This is a genomic window from Streptomyces sp. 891-h, from assembly GCF_022760275.1.
Classification (GTDB): Bacteria; Actinomycetota; Actinomycetes; order Streptomycetales; family Streptomycetaceae; genus Streptomyces; species Streptomyces spirodelae.
This window is the reverse complement of record NZ_CP050693.1, coordinates 5,796,808-5,815,757: the sequence shown is the minus strand read 5'-3', so window position 1 is coordinate 5,815,757 and position 18,950 is coordinate 5,796,808. Positions and strand designations below refer to the sequence as shown.

Annotated in this window: 14 protein-coding genes; 4 read left to right on the top strand and 10 right to left on the bottom strand. The window is 72.3% G+C overall.

Annotation, left to right across the window (positions count from 1 at the left end; all coding sequences use genetic code 11):
• Window positions 1–60: 60 nt before the first annotated feature.
• The 9 genes from HC362_RS25495 to HC362_RS25455 form a co-directional block, all read right to left on the bottom strand.
• A complete protein-coding gene (locus tag HC362_RS25495) occupies window positions 61–1,908 on the bottom strand; it encodes a glycoside hydrolase family 15 protein (RefSeq protein ID WP_243086482.1) in 1,848 nt (615 codons plus the stop codon).
• A gap of 125 nt (window positions 1,909–2,033) precedes the next feature.
• Entirely contained in the window at window positions 2,034–3,692 is a 1,659-nt protein-coding gene (locus HC362_RS25490; protein ID WP_243086481.1) for a lanthionine synthetase LanC family protein, read from the bottom strand.
• A gap of 101 nt (window positions 3,693–3,793) precedes the next feature.
• Complete coding sequence (locus HC362_RS25485; protein WP_243086480.1) at window positions 3,794–4,018, bottom strand: hypothetical protein; 225 nt, start codon at window positions 4,016–4,018, stop codon at window positions 3,794–3,796.
• 58 nt (window positions 4,019–4,076) lie between these two features.
• Entirely contained in the window at window positions 4,077–6,917 is a 2,841-nt protein-coding gene (locus tag HC362_RS25480) for a lantibiotic dehydratase (protein WP_243086479.1), read from the bottom strand.
• 388 nt (window positions 6,918–7,305) lie between these two features.
• Window positions 7,306–8,295 carry a thiopeptide-type bacteriocin biosynthesis protein gene (locus HC362_RS25475; RefSeq protein ID WP_243086478.1) on the bottom strand — a complete coding sequence of 330 codons (990 nt, stop codon included), beginning with the start codon at window positions 8,293–8,295 and terminating at the stop codon, window positions 7,306–7,308.
• 164 nt (window positions 8,296–8,459) lie between these two features.
• A complete protein-coding gene (locus HC362_RS25470; RefSeq protein ID WP_243088815.1) occupies window positions 8,460–9,893 on the bottom strand; it encodes a tetratricopeptide repeat protein in 1,434 nt (477 codons plus the stop codon).
• Window positions 9,894–10,011: 118 nt separating this feature from the next.
• Window positions 10,012–10,998: a pentapeptide repeat-containing protein gene (locus HC362_RS25465; protein ID WP_347568485.1), complete on the bottom strand. Its 987-nt coding sequence runs from the start codon at window positions 10,996–10,998 to the stop codon at window positions 10,012–10,014.
• Window positions 10,999–11,356: 358 nt separating this feature from the next.
• A complete protein-coding gene (locus HC362_RS25460) occupies window positions 11,357–13,774 on the bottom strand; it encodes an ABC transporter permease (RefSeq protein ID WP_243086477.1) in 2,418 nt (805 codons plus the stop codon).
• A complete protein-coding gene (locus HC362_RS25455) occupies window positions 13,771–14,643 on the bottom strand; it encodes an ABC transporter ATP-binding protein (RefSeq protein ID WP_243086476.1) in 873 nt (290 codons plus the stop codon). The genes HC362_RS25460 and HC362_RS25455 overlap by 4 nt, the downstream gene beginning before the upstream one ends.
• Before the next feature lie 110 nt (window positions 14,644–14,753).
• Here HC362_RS25455 and HC362_RS25450 point away from each other — a divergent pair, with 110 nt between their 5' ends.
• Together HC362_RS25450 and HC362_RS25445 are read left to right on the top strand one after the other, a co-directional pair.
• Window positions 14,754–15,929, top strand: a complete 1,176-nt coding sequence (locus tag HC362_RS25450) for a sensor histidine kinase (protein WP_243086475.1) — start codon at window positions 14,754–14,756, stop codon at window positions 15,927–15,929.
• Window positions 15,899–16,573: a response regulator transcription factor gene (locus tag HC362_RS25445; RefSeq protein ID WP_243086474.1), complete on the top strand. Its 675-nt coding sequence runs from the start codon at window positions 15,899–15,901 to the stop codon at window positions 16,571–16,573. The genes HC362_RS25450 and HC362_RS25445 overlap by 31 nt, the downstream gene beginning before the upstream one ends.
• A gap of 28 nt (window positions 16,574–16,601) precedes the next feature.
• Here the strand turns inward: HC362_RS25445 and HC362_RS25440 are convergent, their stop codons facing one another.
• Entirely contained in the window at window positions 16,602–17,411 is an 810-nt protein-coding gene (locus HC362_RS25440) for an SAM-dependent methyltransferase (protein ID WP_243086473.1), read from the bottom strand.
• Window positions 17,412–17,620: 209 nt separating this feature from the next.
• Between HC362_RS25440 and HC362_RS25435 the strand changes: the two genes are divergently transcribed.
• Complete coding sequence (locus HC362_RS25435) at window positions 17,621–18,016, top strand: helix-turn-helix transcriptional regulator (protein ID WP_243086472.1); 396 nt, start codon at window positions 17,621–17,623, stop codon at window positions 18,014–18,016.
• 136 nt (window positions 18,017–18,152) lie between these two features.
• On the top strand, window positions 18,153–18,935 hold the full coding sequence (modA, locus tag HC362_RS25430; protein ID WP_243086471.1) for a molybdate ABC transporter substrate-binding protein: 783 nt from the start codon (window positions 18,153–18,155) through the stop codon (window positions 18,933–18,935).
• Window positions 18,936–18,950 lie beyond the last annotated feature (15 nt).

Below are 18,950 nucleotides of genomic sequence, written 5' to 3'. Positions count from 1 at the left end.
ACGGCTCGGGTTCGGCACAGGGAGGGGCGCGGCCCTCAAGGGGTGTCATCGGCGACGGCGTCAGCCCGCATGTCCGGTGTGCCCACCCAGCCGGAGCGCCGCGTCGATCAGCGGGACATGGCTGAAGGCCTGCGGGAAGTTGCCGACCAGGCGACGGCGCCCGGTGTCCCACTCCTCCGCGAGGAGGCCCACGTCGTTGCGGAGTTCCAGAAGGCGCTCGAAGAGTCTGCGGCCCTCCGCCGCGCGGCCGATGAGGGCGAGGTCGTGCGCCAGCCAGAACGAGCAGGCGAGGAAGACGCCCTCCCCGCCGGGCAGCCCGTCACCCTCCCCGACTCCGGGGTCGTAGCGCCGTACGAACCCGTCCTCGCACAGCTCCCGCTGCACCGCCTCCACCGTGCCGACGACCCGGGGGTCGTCCGGAGGCAGAAAACCCACCTGCGGTATCAGCAGCAGCGCGGCGTCCAGCTCCCGCGAACCGTAGGACTGGGTGAACGTGTTGCGGTCCGCGTCGTACCCCTTGGCGCACACCTCGCGGTGCACGTCGTCCCGCAGGGCGCGCCACCGCGCCACCGGCGCGTCGAGGCCGAGCCGGGACAGCCGGCGCACCGTACGGTCGGCGGCCACCCATGTCATCACCTTGGAGTGGGTGAAGTGCCGGCGCGGCCCGCGTACCTCCCAGATGCCCTCGTCGGGCTCGCGCCAGTTGGACTCCAGGTAGTTCATCAGCTTCATCTGCAGGATGTGCGTACTGTCGTCACGGACGTCGGGTGTCAGCCCGGAGGTCTGGCCGAGCCACAGCGCGTCGACGACCTCCCCGTACACATCCAGTTGGAGCTGGTCCGCCGCCCCGTTGCCGATCCGGACCGGGCGCGAGCCCTCGTACCCCGGCAGCCAGGCCAGTTCCGACTCGGCCAGTTCCCGCTCACCGGCGACGCCGTACATGATCTGGAGGTTCTGCGCATCCCCGGCCACCGCGCGCAGCAGCCACTCGCGCCAGCGCCTGGCCTCCTCCCGGTATCCGGTGCGCAGCAGTGCGCCCAGGGTGATGGCGGCGTCCCGCAGCCAGGTGTAGCGGTAGTCCCAGTTGCGCACCCCGCCCAGTTCCTCGGGCAGCGATGTGGTGGGCGCGGCGACGATGCCGCCCGTGGGCGCGTAGGTGAGGGCCTTCAGGGTGATGAGGGAGCGCATCACCGCCTCCCGCCAGCGCCCAGTGTAGCTGCACTGCGCCGTCCACTCGGCCCAGAACCGCTCGGTGCCGCGCAGCAGTTCCTCCGCGTCGGGCCTGGGTGGTGCCGGCAGGTGCGAGGGCTGCCAGCTGAGGGCGAGCGCCACCCGCTGTCCTGCCGAGACGGTGAAGTCGGCGTGGGTGGTCAGATCGCTGCCGTACGTCTCGGCCTCGGTGTCCAGCCACAGCGAGTCGGGCCCGGCGACGGCCACTGTGCGGTCGGCGAGGGGCGCTGTGCGGTCGGCGAGCCCGGGGGCGCTCCGTCCGCCCTCCCGCCGCACCCACGGCACGACCCTGCCGTAGCTGAACCGCATCCGCAGCGCTGAACTCATCCGTACCCGCCCGGTCACGCCCTCCACGATCCGCACCAGGCAGGGCGCGGCATGGTGGCGGGGCGGCATGAAGTCGGTGACCCGTACGGTGCCCTCCGGGGTGTCCCACTCGGATTCCAGGATCAGCGACTCACCCCGGTAGCGGCGCCGCGCGGCGGCGGGGCGCGCGGGGCCGCGGGCGGCGGGTGCCAGCCGCCAGAACCCGTGGTCGTCGGTGCCCAGCAGACCCGCGAAGACCGCGGGTGAGTCGAACCGCGGCAGGCACAGCCAGTCCACCGAGCCGTCCCTGGCCACCAGCGCGGCCGTCTGCATGTCCCCGATCAGGGCGTAGTCCTCTATGAGCGTCGCCACCACCCTGCCTCCCCGAAAGCGCCGGCAGCCAGCACAAGTTGTCGCTGTGGAGGCCCACTAGAGCGCGGCTGGGGAGGGGGTGCGCGCCGGTACGTTTCAGCACCGGCCCAGGCAGGGGAGCCGCTTCAGCGCAGGCCCAGGCAGGGGAGCCAGGTACGGTCGCCGCCCGTCGCCGTCAGCATCGCGGCGAGCGCGCCGCCCGCACCCGAGAGGAGCCCGCAGCGCTCCTCGGCGAGCGCCGCCAACTCCTCCTCGTGCGCCACGAGATGGGCCAGCAGCCGGGCCCGCAACCGGGTCGCGGCCGGCAACCGCCCGTGCCGGTGCAGCGCGTCGGCCACCGCCAGCACGCCCGTCGCCCCGTGGCACAGGCCGAGCCGGTCGCCGGGGTGGTCACCGAAGAGGTGGTAGCCCTCGTGGAAGCCCTCGGCGAGCGAGGTGAAAGCGGAAGCGGCCCAGGCCGCCGCCACCCCGTCCCCCAGCACATCCGCCGCCTCCCACAGCGCCCACGAGACCCCGGGTGTGCCGTAGCACCAGCCTTGGCGGGCGTTCCCGGCAGGCAGCCGGGGCGCGCCGTCGGAACCGCAGCCGTTCCAGGAGCGGATGTCCCGGGCGTCGTCGAAGGACTCCCCCGCCAGCCAATGGCAGGTGTGGCTGAGCGCGGCGATCAGCTCCGGCCGCGGCCCGAGCATGCGGACGGCCGCGCTCAGCGCCGCCGTGACACCCGCGACACCGTGCCCCATACCGGTGTTGATGCGCCCGTGCAGCCAGCCCAGCAGCGGGTGGTCGGGGTAGTGGGCGCGCAGTCCAGGAAGGTCCGGGGCGTCGCAGAGGGCGGCGAGATGCGCGGCGTAGGCGAGCAGCCCGGCCTCGACGGGACGGGGCTCGGCGCCGTGCCTGGTCCCGCGGGCGGGCGGGGCGCCGGTTCCGTTGCGGGGTGCGGCGCTGATTCCGGGTGCGGCACTGGGGCCGGCTGGTGCTCCGGGTCCACTTGGTCCGGCTGCGTCCGGGCCGTGGGGGGCTGTTCCGGTTCCGCGTACGCCCGGCAACTCTCGTACGCCAGGTCCGCGTACGCCAGGTCCGCGTACGCCCTGCCCGCGTACGCCCGGAAGGGGCGCTCCTGGAGCAGGCGTTCCCGCGCCGGGTGTGCCGTCGTTCGAGCGGTCCGGGTCCAGCCCTTTTCCGAACCCCTTCGGTGCCCGCCTGACGTCGTCGGTACCGATCGCCGTGTTTCTCGGGTCGGCCACCCCACCACGCGCGTTCCCCGCCCCCGGCAGGTCGGCGATCAGTGCGAGGAGTACCCCGGAGGGGCCGATGATCAGGTCGTAGTCGGGAAAGGTGACGGCCCCGTACCGCACCCCGTCACGGACGGAACGGTCCAGCAGCCTCTCCCGCAGCCGGTCGGCCACCGGCTGCAGCGCGGGGTGCAGTACGGAGCACTGCCGCAGCCCCACCAGTGTTCCGGCGAGTCCGCCGTCGTACAGCCCCCGATGGCTGGGGCCGCGCCCGGCTCCGCGCGCCCATACGGCACCCGCGCGGGCCGCCACCTGCGCCGCCTCAGCGTCCCCCGCAGCGGCCACCAGCCGCGCCAGTACGGGAACTCCGGGGTCACCGGAGTGCTCGAACGGAGGCGCGGACGCCGCGGCGCGACCTGCCTCCTGCCGGGTGTCGGGCGGGCGTTGGCTGGCGGCTCGTCTGGCCCGGTCGGTCCAGCGGGCGAGCGCGGCGACGGCGAGCCGTACGGCCAGCGCACGGGTCCCGTCCTCGGTGAGGGTCGGATGGGCCATGGTCGTCCTCCTGGTGCGCGGGAGCGGGAAGGGCAAGCGGCCGAGCGAGCCGCCCGACCGGTGAACGGACGGCTCGCTCGGCCGAAGGATCGGCGGCCGGTTCAGCAGACGACCACGCTGTTGCAGATCACTACGGTGCACAGGCCGCTGCACGCCTCCGAGTGCATCCGGCCCTCGGGCAACTCGTCAGTGCTGATCCGGGTGTCGAGCTCGGCGATGAGAGCGTCGAGGTCGAGGTCGGCCACTTCGGCGGCGTCGGCGGCGTCGGCGGCGTCGGTGGCGTCGGTGGTCCGGATGGTTTCAACGGCTTCGGTCGTGGTGGGCATGGTTCCCTCCATTTCCTCTTCTTTCTTCTCGTTTCGTTCGTTCTTCTCGTTCTTTTCACTACGGTTGGGGCGTCCGCCCCGGCGCCGCGCAACCGTCCGGCGGGTGCGGTGCGGAGAGGCTGTGAGTGCCGCACCAAGCGGCGTACGCGCGTTCTGCCAGCTCCTCGGCCGAACGGTCACAGGGCAGGCGCAGCAGTAGCTGGGCCGCCACGCCCGACTGCCGGCCCGAGGCCAGGGGCTGCGGCGCGTCCGGAGCGGGCAGCGCCTCCTCGAACACCAGGTCCGTGCCCGGTTCGGCCTGACGCAGCCGCTCCAGCGCCTGGAGCGCGGGCAGCGCGGCGAGGTCGACGGGCAGCGGCTTGGCGCCCGGGCCGGCGCGCACATACCCGAACCGGGGCAGCCCCGCTGACCGGCGCAGCGCCGCCAGCGCCGCCACCTTGGCCGGTTCGGGGTCCGTGGGCCGCCAGAGCGCGGCGCGTGGCACCCGCCACTGCGCGGGGCTGACGACGAGCAGCCCGCCGACCGTCAGCCGTGGCACGCGTACTGCCTCGGGAAACGCCCCGGCGAGCCCGTCCAGCCGCGCCATCTGGGTGGTGGCCGGGTGCCCGGCGGAGGTCAGCAGCCGCAGCAGCCGGTCGTACGGCGGCGCGGGGGCACGGGTGGCGTGGTACACGGGGAGGACCCGTACGCCGTCGGCCTCCGCGACGAGGCCGCGGCCTTCGGCGGTGGCCACGGCTCGCAGGGTGATCCGGTCGAGAGGCAGATGCCGGACGGGCGGGAGAGGCGTGGACGGGGGTGCGGACGGGGGCGCGGACGGGGGTGCGCCGCGCCGGGCGCCGGGAAGGGAGTCGCGCTCGCGGGCAGGTCCGTAATAGAGCGGTGTGTTGCCATCGCCTGTGCACCAGCTCGTGCTGACCGGACGGCGTACGGCATTGGCCGCCACCTCGGCCAGCGGCGGAACCAGGAGCTCGACGAACCGCACCCCCGCCCGGCGCTCGAAGGCGGCGAGGAAGTCGCGGTAGACGGCCGGGTTCGGATATCCGCCGTAGCGACCGTCTCCCTCACCGCCACCGCCACCGTGACCGGCCCCCGCGTACAACTCGTCCAGCGCTTCGGCGAAGCGCGCGTCCAGCACTCCGGCGGGCGACGCCGACTCCAGTACGGCCTGCGGCCCGAAGCCGGCACGGTCGGGCGGCGGATCCGGTGGCAGCGGCCGCAACAAGCAGTCGACGGGCCAGGCGTCGAGCAGCTCGGGTACTGGAGGGGCGTCCAACTCGTCCAGCAGCGCCGCGTCGAGATCGACGCACTCCTCGTCGAGCCGCGCACCGATGTACGCGACCAGCCGTGCGTACCCGGAGCCCGGCGTCCGCACCGGCCGCCACCCCTCGTGACGGGACCGCGGCACCAGCTCAGCGGCCGCGGCGGACCCGTACTCCCGGTGGTGCGCGTCCAGCAGCCGTACGACGGATACGGGTTCCGTACCGAGGGAGGCCGCCTGGGCCAACTCCTCTCGGCCGCCGCTCCGTCCTTCCCCGTCCGCCGCGCACAGCGCCGCGACCCGCCGCGCCAGCCTCAGCCCCTCGGCCACAGCGCGCACGCCCTGGCTCCCGGCCGACAGACGCACATCCTTGGCGCAGGCCGCAGGTGGCGGGGCCGGTGGAGGAGCCGGCTTCCGGTAGGAGTCGAGGAAGGAACCGGCTGGCGCTTCGTCGGCGGCGAGCGGGAAGGTGCACTTGGGTATTTCCGCGGTCCAGGAGAGCCGGCGGGCCTCAGGTGCGGCGCATATCTGCAGGACACCGAGGCTGTGCAGGTGTGCGAGGAACGCTCGCAGCACCGGGCCGGCCGACGGAGGCCCGAGACTCGCCTCCAGAGCACCCAAGGTGCGGGGCGTCGGCCCGACGAGGTCCAGTACGGCTTCCAGGGCCCGAGTCCGGCGCAGGGTGAGCCGCCGCAGCCGCCCGCCGCCCGCGGGGCCCGGATCGACGACGTAGAAGTGCAGATCGCCCGCCCCGGCTTCACCTGTCGCACAGTGCAGCGGAACGGGGGCGAGCAGCACTTGAGGCCCCGCGCAGGTCAGATCCAGCCCGCGCAGCCGTGACCAGAGCAGATGCACGTTCTCGGTGCGCCGCGCTGCGACATCACCCAGGACCAGCCCCGGCGTCGGCAACAGGCGCCCGCAGTCGCCCGGCACTTGGCCGCTGCCACCTCCCGTCAAGGGGCCGCCGTCACCCGGCGAGGGGCCGCCGTCTCCCGGCAAGGGGCCACCATCGCCCGGCAAGGGGCCACCGTCGCCCGGCAAGGCGCGCGCGTCGCCAGGCGGGAACTCCCCGTCGTCCGGCGCGTCGGACACGGGAAGCGCGGCCAGTTGCCCGGCCCAGCCGCGCGGAGTTGTCTTCGCGGCGGCCCGTCCCAGTGCGCGCCACAGGTAGCCGACACCCTTGCGCTGCCGCTTGGCGTACCAGGACTCACCCGCCGCGGCACGCCTTGCCAGCTCCGGCACCACACGCGGCGCGGCGTCCGCGACGAAGCCACGGAACGCGGGTTCCGTACGGGCCAGCTCCAGCAGCGCCGCGCTCACCCGCTCCCGCTCGGCGGCGACCTGGCGACCGAACTCCTCGTGCGACGCGCGAAGTGCCGAGCCGTCGTCACCGAGCTCACGCAACTCCCGTGCGAGGGGCGGATCGAGTGCTGCGACGGCCGCGACGACCGTGCTCGTCACTGAGCCGTCCGGAACGTCCCCGGCGTGCAGTCGGCGCCGCAGAGCGAGCACGGCCCGCCGGTCCGGGGCCGTCAACCGCTCGTCCGGCACGATCTCGTCGCCGAGCCGTACGCTCGCCTCCCGGGCCCGCGCGGCGAGCCGCGCCTGCCGCCCGGCCAGCTCGTCCGCCCGCCGGAACACCGCCGGGCTCCCCACCCCGCACCAGCTCTCGGCCGGGGCCCCCGCTACCCGCAGCAGAGCCATGGAACCGAGGGCCGTTCGGGAGCCGAGCGGCGCCCGGGGGCCGGGCGATGTCGGGTGGCCGAGCGACGCTTGGGAGCCGAGCGACGCTTGGGAGCCGGGCGGCGTTCGGGGACCGCGCGACGGTTGGGAGCCGTGCGACGTCCAGGGGCCGGGCGACGGTTGGGAGCCCATGGACGCCGTGGTGTCGTGCGGCACCGTGGAGCCGGGTGACAGCGCGGTGGTTCCCCCCGAGCGCGGGGCTTCAGGAGGGCCCCCGAACGACGGGCCGCGGCCACGGCCGCGCTCGGGCTCGCGCTCCCGTTCGCGCCTGGGGACGGCCTCAGCCTCAAGACTGCGTGGTGGCCGCACGCGGGAGACCTCCCTCGGCTGCCAGCGCGTCGGTCAGCAGGCTCTGACGGGCCCAGGACAGCCGTCCCCGGTTCCAGTGGAAGACGGTGAAGAAGGCGGCGGCCGTGCGCGGGCCGACGGTCGCCTCTCCCCCCTCGAAATATCCCTTCCGCCAGCGGACGGCCGCCTGGTGGACCGCCTCGGCGTGCCGGGTCAGGGCGGTGCGGCGCTCCTCGGGGAAGGCGCGCAGGGCCTCTTCGCGAGGTGTACGCCAGTACGCGACGATGCCCGCGGCCGCCTGCTCCCGTGCCGCCGGGTCGATCTTCGCCGTCGCGCCCCTGAGGCCCCGTCCGGCCTCCCGGCGCATGGCGTGCCACACCCCACGGTGCTCCCAGCCGACGATGCCCAGCCCGGCGAACAGTTCCCGCAGCAGCATCAGCGAGAAGCGCCACCCCAGCAACTGGCCATCACGGCCCGGGTGGTGCACATGGTGGTCCAGCCAGGCGAAGGAATCGAGGGTGAACAGGTCGTGCACGTACGGCATCGACGCCGGACCCCCGAAAAGGTAGTGCTCGGGCTCGTACACCACACACACCGGCCGCATCCGCGCCCCCTCGCACCGCGCGAACCGGCGCAGCAACTCGGCGCGCAACTCGGTGTCGCCGTCCGGGCCGGACGCCTGAAAACGCACCCGCATTCCGGGGTTCTTGTGCATGAAGAAGAAATTCCGCGCCCGGTCGGCTCCGAGGAATTCCCGGGCCACGACGCCCAGTTCGGCGCAGAAGCCCGCGCGTGCCCGCTCCTCCTGCTCCACCACCAGATTGACCTGGGCCCAGGGCGTCTCCGTCCGTGCATCCCGCGCGGCGGCGAGTCCCGCGGCTACGCCCGCCGCCAGGGCCGCCCGGCCACGCGACCGCATCTCCCGCAACCGCTCCGCGACGGCGGGCCGGGCATACGGCGGGCGCAGCAAATACCAACCCTCGGGCAATTCACGCCCCTTTCGCCGGTGATTACGCTGCCCGCAATCACGTCATGAAGAGGGCTTGCCCGTCATTCGTTCGCCCAACAACCGACCTGGATTCTTCATACAACCGGCAGTTGTGCGCCGGTGCACAATCGGAGGCCCCCCCGAGCACCGGGCGGAGAGCAGGTTCACAAGGGGGCGCGGGCGCCGTCCAGTGCGCTCTTACCGGGGGCGGCGAGTGCTGTGGCCTTCTCGCGGGCGGTGGCTGCGAGGGCCGCCTGCCCCAGCTCGTCGGCGAGGCGAGCGTGCGTGAGCCAGTTGTACGGACTGGTGGGACGCAGGCTCAGCCGCTCACTCAGCAACGTACGGGCCAACTCGTACCGTCGAGCGCGCAGCGCCGCCTCCACCAGCGTGCGCTGCACCGCGTCGCGCTGCGCATGGCTGCCGCCGAAGGTCTGCAGCCGCCCGCGCAACGGCAACAGCAGATCGACCGTCTCCCCGTACCGCCCTTGAGCGAAAGCGATCAGCGCCCGGCAGACGGGCAGCCCGATCTCCGCCGTCATGATGTGGTTGGTGACGCCGGGGTGCGGGCGCGCAGCCCACTCCGCCCGGTCGGCCACCAGCGCCTCCGCCTCGCGCACCCGTCCGGCACCGAGGTAGGCCATCACGGCGTGCGTGTCGTTGAACGCATAGTGCGGGCCGTCGTCGCGCGCCGCCCAGGCATCGGCGAGCGGTTCCCAGCGGTCCCCGACCACCCGCAGGGCCTCCTCACCGTCCAGATACAGCCGCCACAGCAGTGCGGCCGCGTCCAGCAGTTCGAGGGCCAGGCCGGAGGACGAAGCGGGGTCGAGGGTCGCGTCGTAGATCTCCAGCACCCGGCCCGTGTCCCCGGCTTCCAGCGCGTAGAGGCCGTAGTGCCACCAGTTGTGCACCGCCATCATGTTGTTGGCGCCCCAGTCCCGAGTGCGCGCGTCGAGGTAGCGGATACCGTCCGCGAACCTGCCCCGCATCTCCAGGGTGTGCACCACCGCGTGAATGCCCCATACGTCGCACGGCTGCCGCTCAACCGCTGCCCGGGCGACCTCTTCGGCACGCGCATAGTCGCCCGACTCCTCCAAGCCGAAGCCGAACATCCCCAGCAGCGGCCCGTAATGCGGATCGTCCTCGTCCCAGGCCGTCAACGCCCCGGCGATCCGGTCGCGCAGCGAGTCGGCGTTCCCCGTGAAGAAGTCGATCTGGTGCCCGACGACCAGCGCCAGGGTGTCGCGCGGCCAGCCGACATTGATCTCGCGCAGCAATGCACCGGCCCGCTCGATGTCACCGCCCAGCCAGACGGACGCGGCGCACAGATGCGCCCGCTCGCGCTCGGTGAACGCGGAGTGATCCGCCTCTGTCCGGAAACGCGCGAACTCCTCGCCGGCCGCCACCGCCTGAGCCCGCTCGGTACCCAGCAGACCCAGGTACACCGCGAACGCCTGCCCCAGCGGCGCCCCCGGCGCCACCCGCCGCATCGCACCCAACGACTCGGCCACATCGCACCGGAAGAAGAGCATCGAGTCGACCGCGCTCTCATACCACGCCGCCGCCTCCGCACCCCCCTCGTCGCCACCGAGCCCGCTCATCTCCAGCCCGTGCCGGTCCCGCCGCCGACGTCCCGCACCTCGCGCGGCCCCCGTCGCCGCCTCTCGGCTCGACGCGGCCCCACCGCCGGAGGCGGTCTCATGGGCTCGGGAGGCGGTCTCATGGGCTGCGCCGCCCCCGTCGGCCGGTGTCCTTACGGGCGCCCGCACCGCCCCCGTTCCGTTTGCCGCGTCCTCCACGCCCGGTGCGCTGCTCATTGCCGCTCCTCCCACCGACGCCGCCGCCACCGCCGACCGGGGCGGCCTTCCCACGCGGCTCACCCCGCGCCTGCCGCGCCGCCTCATGCTGCCCGGACGAGGCCCCGGTCAGCCAGTGAGCGGGGCGGCTCAGCGTGTCGGGAACAGTGGTGGTCGCATCACCATGAGCGGCGTTCAGCTGCGGCTGGGTCACAAAGAGCGAGCCCGACAGGTCGGCTCCCCGCAGATCCGCATCCCGCAGGTCCGCTCCGAGCAGATCCGCCTGGCGCAGATCGGCACCCCGCAGATCAGCCGCGATCAGCAACGCTCCCCGCAACGTGGCCCCCCGCAACCGCTCCCCTCGCAGCCGTGCGCCCATCAGATCGGCACGCCGCAGATCGCGCCCGCCAAGACCCCGCCGCACCCGCTCGCTGACCCCCTCCAACAAGGGCCCCACCCGCGCCCTCCACTCGGCCACATCCACGCCGCGCAGCACATCGGCATCGCTGTCGACCAGCGCATCGATCTGACCACTCAGGGCGCGAGCCTCCCCGCCATGTCCGGTGGCATCGGCCTCCGCCAGCAGCCACAGCAGTTCGTGCAGTTGTCTGGTCACCTGGAAGACGGCGAACATCTCCGGCCCCGGCGTCAACCCGTCCCTCGCTGTCACCCGCTGACCGGCCCCGAAGCAGTCGAAGACCGAGCATCCCGTGTAGCCGCTCTCCCGCAACCTCGCGTGGATCGAGCACCGATTGTCGGCGGTCAGATTCCCGCACCGCTTCCCAGCCGGCTTGTCGACGGGGAAGTCCGCGGAGGCCGTGAACGGCAGAGCCACACAGCACAGCCCCGCACAGTTCCCGCAGTCGGCCCGCAGCCGCTCCGCACTCCCCCGCCCTCTCGTCTCACTCACCCACCCAACCTAACCCGCCCCGAAACCGCCCCCGCTCTTCCGCTCCCACGCCCGTACCCGAACTCACCACTCTCTTCTGCCCCTCCGCCATTGCCTCTCCCCCATCCGCCCTCTCCCCCATCCGCCCTCGCCCCCATCCGCCCTCGCCCCCATCCGCCCTCGCCCCGGTTCCTGCACGCTCCGGCTTCCCGGCAACCGTCGGCCCGACCCGCCTCCCCGGCCCGGCCCGCACCGCCTGTCCTGTCTGCCCGCCAGCCCTGGCCTCCCGCCTCGGGAGGGCTCCTACCGGCCGCACGCTCCCGACCGGGGCGGAGATCCTTGGCGGGCGGTCCATCGGGGGAGGGGAGGCGCTAGGGAGCTATGCCATACGCGCCTCCGGTCTCCCGGCCGGCCCCCGCAGCAGGGTGTAGGCCGGAACGACGCTGGCCACCAGTCCCAGGACCAGGCAGCCGCCCACGGCACCCGCCACCCACGGCCAGGCGACGGCTGCCTCCACCGGTACGCCCAGGCTTTCCCTCAGCCCATGGACCATCCCCAGCAGCGCAGGCACGACCACTACCATCCCCAGCGCGGCCCCCAGAGCGACCGCACAGACCGCCTCCCCGGCGACCGCCCGCACCGCCTGACGGCACGTGGCCCCCGAGAGCCGCAGGATCCGCAAATCCCGGGCCCGGTCAGCGGTTGCCGTCAGCAGAGTGGAGGCCACCGCTATCGCGGTGTATCCAGCCGTCATCGCCACCAGCATCAGCGTGAAGATCCATACCAGCCGCTCCTCCTCGTCGGCCGACGAGACATAGCTCGCCACCGAGACCTCCCGCGCCCCCAGCACACTGCCGAGCTGCGGCAACTCCTTCCCGTCCGTGCGGTAGGCGACATCCGCGAGAGCCGACGGATCGTGCGCCCGTACCACCGCTTGTGGGAGAACCAGTTGGTACGGCACCTCCTCATCGCCCAGCACCGCCGTCACCCGCAGCCGCTCCTTACGACCGTCCTCGAAGATCACCGTCGCGCTCCGCCCCGGCCGCCACCCATGCGCAGCGGCGACCGACTGCGTCACCACCACACTGCCCGCCCGTGGCGCAGGGTGGCTGTACAGCTGTGCGAAGCCCGCTCCGACCCCCACCGCTCTCAACGCCGACTTCCCGCGCCCCTCGTAGACCGTGGTGGACAGCATCGCGTTCCGCGTCAGACCGGCTCTCCCCGTCGCGGCGCCGCTGAGGCCGGGAGTGTCCTCCGGGGCCAGTGCGGATCGCGCCTGCACAGTGGCCGCCTGGCGGTCGGTGTCCGCGGTCTGCGTCGTCTGCACCGTGCTGGTGATGAGCACGGCGAAGGCAACGGTGGCCAGCACGGGGGCGACCGTGGCAGAGGTGCGGCGCACCGCTGTCCGCATGTTCTCGCGTACGAGCAACGGCGTGGCTCCCGGACGGCGGGCCAGGGGACGGGTGAGCGCTCCGACGACAGGCCGCACCAGCGCCGGGATGAGCAGCGTGAGCCCGGCCGTCAGTCCTGTGGCCGTGCCCAGCCCGAGCAGCACCATGGTGTCGCTGTCGGCAAAGGCCGTGCCGACAGCGCAGCCCAGCCCGACCGCGGTCACCACCAGCCCGGCCGCCCAGCGTCGGCGGGTCATGGGCCGCTCATCGACCGCCGCCTCCCGCATCGCCTCAAGCGGTGTCACCCGCGCCGCGCGCCGGGAGGCCGTCCACGCCCCCGCCAGGGCGACAGCGGTGCCCAGGGCGAGCGCGGCGCACGGTATCCACCAGCGGGACCGCACCACGAAGCCCTCCGGCTGCAGACCCGCGTCCACCAGCACCCCGGCCACCGAGGGCGCGAGCGCCAGCCCCAACGCCGCCCCCAGGGCGGCGCCGAGCGCCCCCACGGTCGTCGCCTCGGCACACACCGTGCGACGCACCTGTTTCGGTGTGGCGCCGATGGTCCGCAGCAGCCCGAACTCACGACGCCGCTGCGCCACGGTGAACGCGAATGTGGAGGAGACGATGAAGACGGTCACAAAAGCCGAGAGCGCGGCCATGGCGGTGAGCACCTGCGCGCCGATCCACCGCGTCATCTCGTCCTGCTGCGGAGCCAGGGAGTCACGGGCCGCTCCGGTGAGGACCTCTCCTCCGCCGCCCGTGCCCGTCACCGCCCGCTCGGCGGCGGACGCCACCTGGCCGACGGAGGAGCCGCGCTCGAGGCTGAGTCCGATGACACGTATCCCGCCTGCGAGTTCTGCCGCACGCTCATCGGTGGTGTAGAAGCCGGGCCCGTCCAGTGTGCCGGAGACGGTGAAGCGGTGAGGACCGTCGGCCGTGAGCACGGTGACCCGGTCTCCGGGCCGGTGCCCATAGGCCCGGTCGAGAGCGAGGTCGTCATGTCTTGCGGGCGCCCGCCCCTCGTGCAGGCCGTATGAAGCGAGGGCCACCGAGGACCAGCCGTGCCCTTGTCGTTCCCCTTTCTTCTGCTCGGTACCGGACAGTTGCGCGTAGAAGGAGCGGTCGGCGACAGCGGCGCGCACCCCGGGAAGCCGCGCCAACTGGTCTCTCAGTTCCGCGGCGCGCCCCGGCGCCCAGGGTGGCGGTTCCGCGAACTGGCCACCCACCTGTTCCCCCGTCGGCGCCCGCACCACCACTGGTGCTCCGGCCAGCCGTTCGGGTACGCCGGTGCCGCCGGACAACAGCATCAGTGCGCTCATCGTCACGACGGCGACGCCGAGCGCCACAGCGACGAACGATCCGAAGAACGCCGGCCAGCGGCTGCGCACGGTCGCAAGGCTGATCACGGCCGCACCGCCCCTCGCCCCTCGTCAACCGGCCCGGAGGCGGCTTGGGGAGACGTGGCGCTCCCGATCGTGGACGTCTCCAGCGCGGCCATGCGTGCCGCGATCGCCTCCGGCCCCTCTCGACCGGGCAGTTCGCTTGCAGGCCTGCCATCAGCGAGCAGCACCACCCGGTCCGCGTACGAGGCGGCCGCGGGATCGTGGGTGACCATGACGATCGTCTGCCCGTGCTCGTCGACCAGTTGGCGCAGCAGTCGAAGGACACCTTGTGAGGTGAGGGTGTCCAGCGCGCCGGTCGGTTCGTCGGCGAACAGCACTGCCGGCCGGGTGATGACCGCCCGGGCCAGCGCGACCCGCTGCTGCTGGCCACCCGACAGCTCACCGGGCCGGTGTCCGGTCCGCTCGCCGAGGCCGAACCGTCTCAGAGCGGCGGCCACTTCTCCCGGCGCGGCACGACGACCGGCCAGCCGCAAGGGCAGTTCGACGTTCTGGGCAGCTGTCAGCGCGGAGACGAGGTTGAAGGACTGGAAGACGAAGCCGATTCGCTCGCGGCGGAGCACCGTCAACGCATTCTCGTCCAGGGCGCCCAGCTCCACGCCGTCGATCAGCACGTTTCCCCGGGTCGGCCGCTCTATACCGGCCGCGCAGTGCAGCAACGTGGACTTGCCCGAGCCGGACGGGCCCATGACAGCGGTCATCGTGCCGCTCTCGAAGCTGAGGGTGACGCCGCGCAGGGCGGTGACGGCCCTTTCCCCTTCTCCGTACCGCTTCTCCACCGCGCGCAGTTCTACCGGCGTCTGCGTCTGGGTACGCCCGGCAAGTGCCCGGTCCACCGGGCCGGTGGCCGACGATGTGGTCTGTTCCGTGGTCATGGCTCAAGGGAACGCCGCGGGGAGCCTCCATCGCAGCAGTGCCTGGGCGAGTATCAGGACTACACCTGGCACTACTGCCCGGGCCCATGCCGCCCGGCTACGGTCGTTCCGTGATCTCTCGAACCGTCCTGGAATCTCTCGGTCGGGCGCCGTTGCGGTTTCCACTCACTGCCTGGCCATGGCGTTCGCTGGCCTATCTGCTGTCCGGCGGCGGGCTGGCGGCCGTAGTGTATCTGACCGTCGCGGCCGCGCTGGCCGCGCCGATCGGAAGAGTGGCGGGCGTGCTGTGCTCGGTGCTGGCCATAGCCTTCGGTGCCGCGCTGGCCGGCCCGCTGGAGCGGTGGCGTCTCGGCCTGGTGGAGCCCGAGTCTCCACTCCCGCCAGCGGACCGTAGGTCGTACGGGTACGGCGCGGTCTCGGTTCTGGCGGTGGCGTGGGCCGACCTGGCAGTGGCGCTGGTCTCGCTCGGTATCCCCGGGGTGCTGCTGCTCTCTCCGCTCCAGCCGACGGCGACGAGCTGGGAGAAGGTCGCCGGTCCGATAGCCGGGGCGGCGCTGCTGATCGTGGCGACCTATCCGATAGGCGCCTGGGCGGGCGTCCGGGGCGCGGTCACACGCTCGGTGCTGGCGCCTGTGGAGGGGGAGCTGCGTGAGGTGGTCCGCTCCCGGGCCCGGCTGGTGGACGCTTTCGAGACCGAGCGCCGCCGCATCGAACGCGACCTGCACGACGGGGCGCAGCAGCGGCTGGTGGCGCTCAACGTGCGGCTGGGGCTGGCCGCCTTGGAAGTGCCGGCGGGCAGCGTCGCCGCCAAAGAGGTCGGCGAGGCGCATGCACTGGCGAAGGAGGCTCTGGCCGAATTGCGGGAGTTGATCCACAACGTGCACCCCCAGGTCCTCAGCGAACGGGGCCTGCACGCGGCGGTACGGGACATAGCGGGCCGCTCTCCCATACCTGTTGACCTGGACATCGAACTGCCGGGCCGTCTGTCGGAGACAGCGGAGACCACCGCGTTCTTCGTGACGTCCGAGGCGCTGACCAACGCGGCGAAGCACAGCGGGGCGGAGCACTGCCGGGTGAGGGCGCGAGTGAAGGAGGGGGTGTTGCATATGGAGGTGATGGACGACGGCGTCGGCGGTGCCGATATCGAGGCAGGCTCGGGCCTCACAGGGCTGGCCGACCGGGTCGCCGCGGCCGACGGAAGAATGTTCCTGTCCAGCCCACAGGGTGGACCCACTCGGGTGAGAGCGGAGATCCCATGCAGGCCGAGCGTCCTCTCCGGATCGTGATCGCTGAGGACGGGGTGCTGCTGCGCGAGGGGATGGTTCAACTGCTCCAGCGTTTCGGCCACTCCGTGGTGGCGGCGGTGGGCGACGGGGACTCACTGCTCGCGGCGGTACGGGAGCACCGGCCCGAACTGGTGGTGGCGGATGTGCGGATGCCGCCGGACTTCACCGACGAGGGCCTGCGTGCGGCGCGTTCCCTGCAGTCGGAGCAGCCGGAGCTCGCGGTGCTGGTGCTGAGCCAGTACGTGGAGCAGACCTTCGCCGAGGAGTTGATGGAGCACGGCGGGAAGCGGGCGGGCATGGGGTATCTGCTCAAGGAACGGGTGGGTGATGTCGGGGAGTTCATGGATGCCCTCGATCGCGTCGCCAGGGGCACCACGGTGGTGGACCCGCATGTGGTGGGTCAGCTCCTCGCCCGTCGCCGCGGGCCGCTGGAACGGCTCACCCCCCGGGAACGGGAGGTGCTGGCGTTGATGGCGGAGGGGCATTCCAACACCGCCATCGCCCGGCGTCTGGTGGTGACGGAGGCGGCCGTCGCCAAGCACATCGCGGGGATCCTGCTCAAGCTGGACCTACCGGCTGACAATCCGGACGTCAATCGCCGGGTGGTCGCCGTGCTGACGTACCTGCGAGGGGAGGACTCATGAGGAAATGGAAGCGGAGAGGGAGAGGAGGTCAGGGCTTGCGGGCCACGGCGCCGAACTGGGCCACTGTCTTCTCCTCCTCCGCCTCGTATCCCGGCCGCCAGCGGGCGCAGGAGACGATGCCGGGCTCCAGCAGTTCCAGCCCTCGGAAGAAGCGGGCGACCTCGGCGCCGGTGCGGGCGGTGATGGGCGGGGCGGCGTTCTCGTTCCAGAAGCGCATCGCCTCGATGTTGCCGTCGCCGCCGAGTTCGAGAGTGGGGTGGGTGAGTACCAGATAGCTGCCGGAGGGCGCGGCCGCCATCAGGGTTTCCACGATCTCGGTCGCCTCGCCCGTATCGGCGATGAAGTTGAGGATGCCGAGCAGTATGACGGCGACGGGCTCGGTGAAGTCGAGGGTGTCGGCGGCGGCGTCGAGGATGGCTTGGGGCTGGTGGGCGTCTGCGTCGATGTAGTCCGTCTCCCCCTCCGGGGAGCCGGCGAGGAGGGCTCGGGCGTGGGCCAGGACGGTTGGGTCGTTGTCGACGTAGACGATCCGCGAGGTGGGGGCCACCCGCTGGGCCACCTGATGGGTGTTCTCGACGGTGGGCAGCCCGGTGCCGATGTCGAGGAACTGCCGGACTCCGGCCTCGCCCGCCAGGAACCGCACCGCGTGGCCGAGGAATGTGCGATCCGCGCGGGCGACCTCGCGGATGCTGGGGAACATGCTGGTGACGTGGTCGCCGACCTGCTGGTCGATGTCGTAGTAGTCCTTGCCGCCGAGCCAGTAGTTCCACACCCTGGCGTTGTGTGCGACGTGGGCGACCGGGGGCGTCTCCCCTGGGGGATCGCTGCGCTCGCTCACATTGGTGCCCTCTCCACTCGAAGCCGCGCCCAGGAACTGGGGGCCGAGTTTAGGCGGCGTGGTCGCTGCTCAGGCAGTGCAGCGCCGCGTACGGCCCCGCGTGGGGGAGAGGGGCAGCTTGGCGCTTCCTCCAGGTCGCCCTGGCAGATGCTATAGAAGGAGCGGTAGAGCGTTGCAGATGCGAGGTTATACCTCATACGTTGTCGCACATGCAGTCGTACACCATCGGGCAGGCCGCGCGGTTGCTCGGCGTCAGTCCGGACACGGCCAGGCGTTGGGCCGACGCCGGCCGGGTCGCCACCCACCGCGATGAGAGCGGGCGCCGACTGATCGACGGGCGGGCTCTGGCCGCCTTCTCGGTCGAGCTCGGTCAGCACGCCGCCGACGACGAGGAGACCTCCTACACCTCGGCGCGCAACGCGTTCCCCGGCATCGTCACGGCGGTCAAGCTCGGCGATGTTGCAGCGCAGGTGGAGATTCAGGCGGGTCCGCACCGGCTGGTCTCGCTGCTGACCCGGGAGGCCGTGGAGGAGCTGGGGCTGGAGGTCGGGATGCAGGCCACAGCCCGAGTGAAGTCGACAAACGTCCATATCGATCGAACATGAGCCATTGACCGGACTCGGGTGCGGCCCCCCGTCTGAGTCGCCCACCTTCCGTCCCGTCTCGCACATCCTGCCCCTGCTCGTTCCGCACCGCCCATGTTCCGCCCTGCCTCTCGTCTCTGCTCAGGAGTTTCGCCCCATGTCAACGCACCTTCTGACCGCTCGCCGGGGGCTTGCCGCGCTTGCGGCCGTTGCCGTTCTCGTGCCGCTGGCCGCTTGTGGAAGTGACGGTGGGGGCAGTGCGGGCAAGGGGGGAAAGACCGAGCTGACCGTGCTCGGGGCCGCTTCCCTCACCGATGTCTTCCAGGCGGCGGGCAAGGCGTACGAGAAGGATCACCCGGAGACGAAGGTGAAGTTCTCCTTCGCCGGGTCGCAAGCGGTGGCCGCACAGGTGGAACAGGGGGTGCCCGCTGATGTGGTCGCCACGGCGGACACCAAGACCATGGACGGCCTCAAGGCAGAGACGGGCAAGCCGACCGTCATAGCCAAGAACCGGCTGGTGATCGCCGTCGGCAAGGGCAACCCGAAGCATGTCGACGGGCTGGAGGACCTGACCGACAGCGAGCTCAAGGTGGTGCTGGCCGCTCCACAGGTGCCGGTCGGGCGCTACGGCAAGCAGGTGCTGGAAGCCCGGAAGCTGAAGGTCAAGCCTGTCTCGCAGGAGCCGAACGTACGAGCGGTGCTCAGCAAGGTGGAGCTGGGCGAGGCGGATGCGGGTCTCGTGTACAAGACCGACGCCGCCACGGTGCCCGACAAGGTCGACGCCGTGAAGATCCCGGACGATCAGAATGCCGTCGCCTCCTATCCGGCTGCCACCCTCAAGCAGTCCGCGCATCAGCAGGAGGCAGCCTCGTTCGTGAAGTGGCTCAGCAGCCCGAAGGCGCAGAAGTTGCTGCGCAAGGCCGGTTTCCAGCACCCATGACGCGTCGGTACCGCA

Excerpts from the sequence above, each read along its gene's own strand:
- HC362_RS25445 (WP_243086474.1), top strand. The coding sequence starts at position 15,899 with ATGCAGGCCGAGCGTCCTCTCCGGATCGTGATCGCTGAGGACGGGGTG.
- HC362_RS25455 (WP_243086476.1), bottom strand. The coding sequence starts at position 14,643 with ATGACCACGGAACAGACCACATCGTCGGCCACCGGCCCGGTGGACCGG.
- HC362_RS25490 (WP_243086481.1), bottom strand. The coding sequence starts at position 3,692 with ATGGCCCATCCGACCCTCACCGAGGACGGGACCCGTGCGCTGGCCGTA.
- modA (WP_243086471.1), top strand. The coding sequence starts at position 18,153 with ATGTCAACGCACCTTCTGACCGCTCGCCGGGGGCTTGCCGCGCTTGCG.
- HC362_RS25485 (WP_243086480.1), bottom strand. The coding sequence starts at position 4,018 with ATGCCCACCACGACCGAAGCCGTTGAAACCATCCGGACCACCGACGCC.
- HC362_RS25470 (WP_243088815.1), bottom strand. The coding sequence starts at position 9,893 with ATGAGCGGGCTCGGTGGCGACGAGGGGGGTGCGGAGGCGGCGGCGTGG.
- HC362_RS25435 (WP_243086472.1), top strand. The coding sequence starts at position 17,621 with ATGCAGTCGTACACCATCGGGCAGGCCGCGCGGTTGCTCGGCGTCAGT.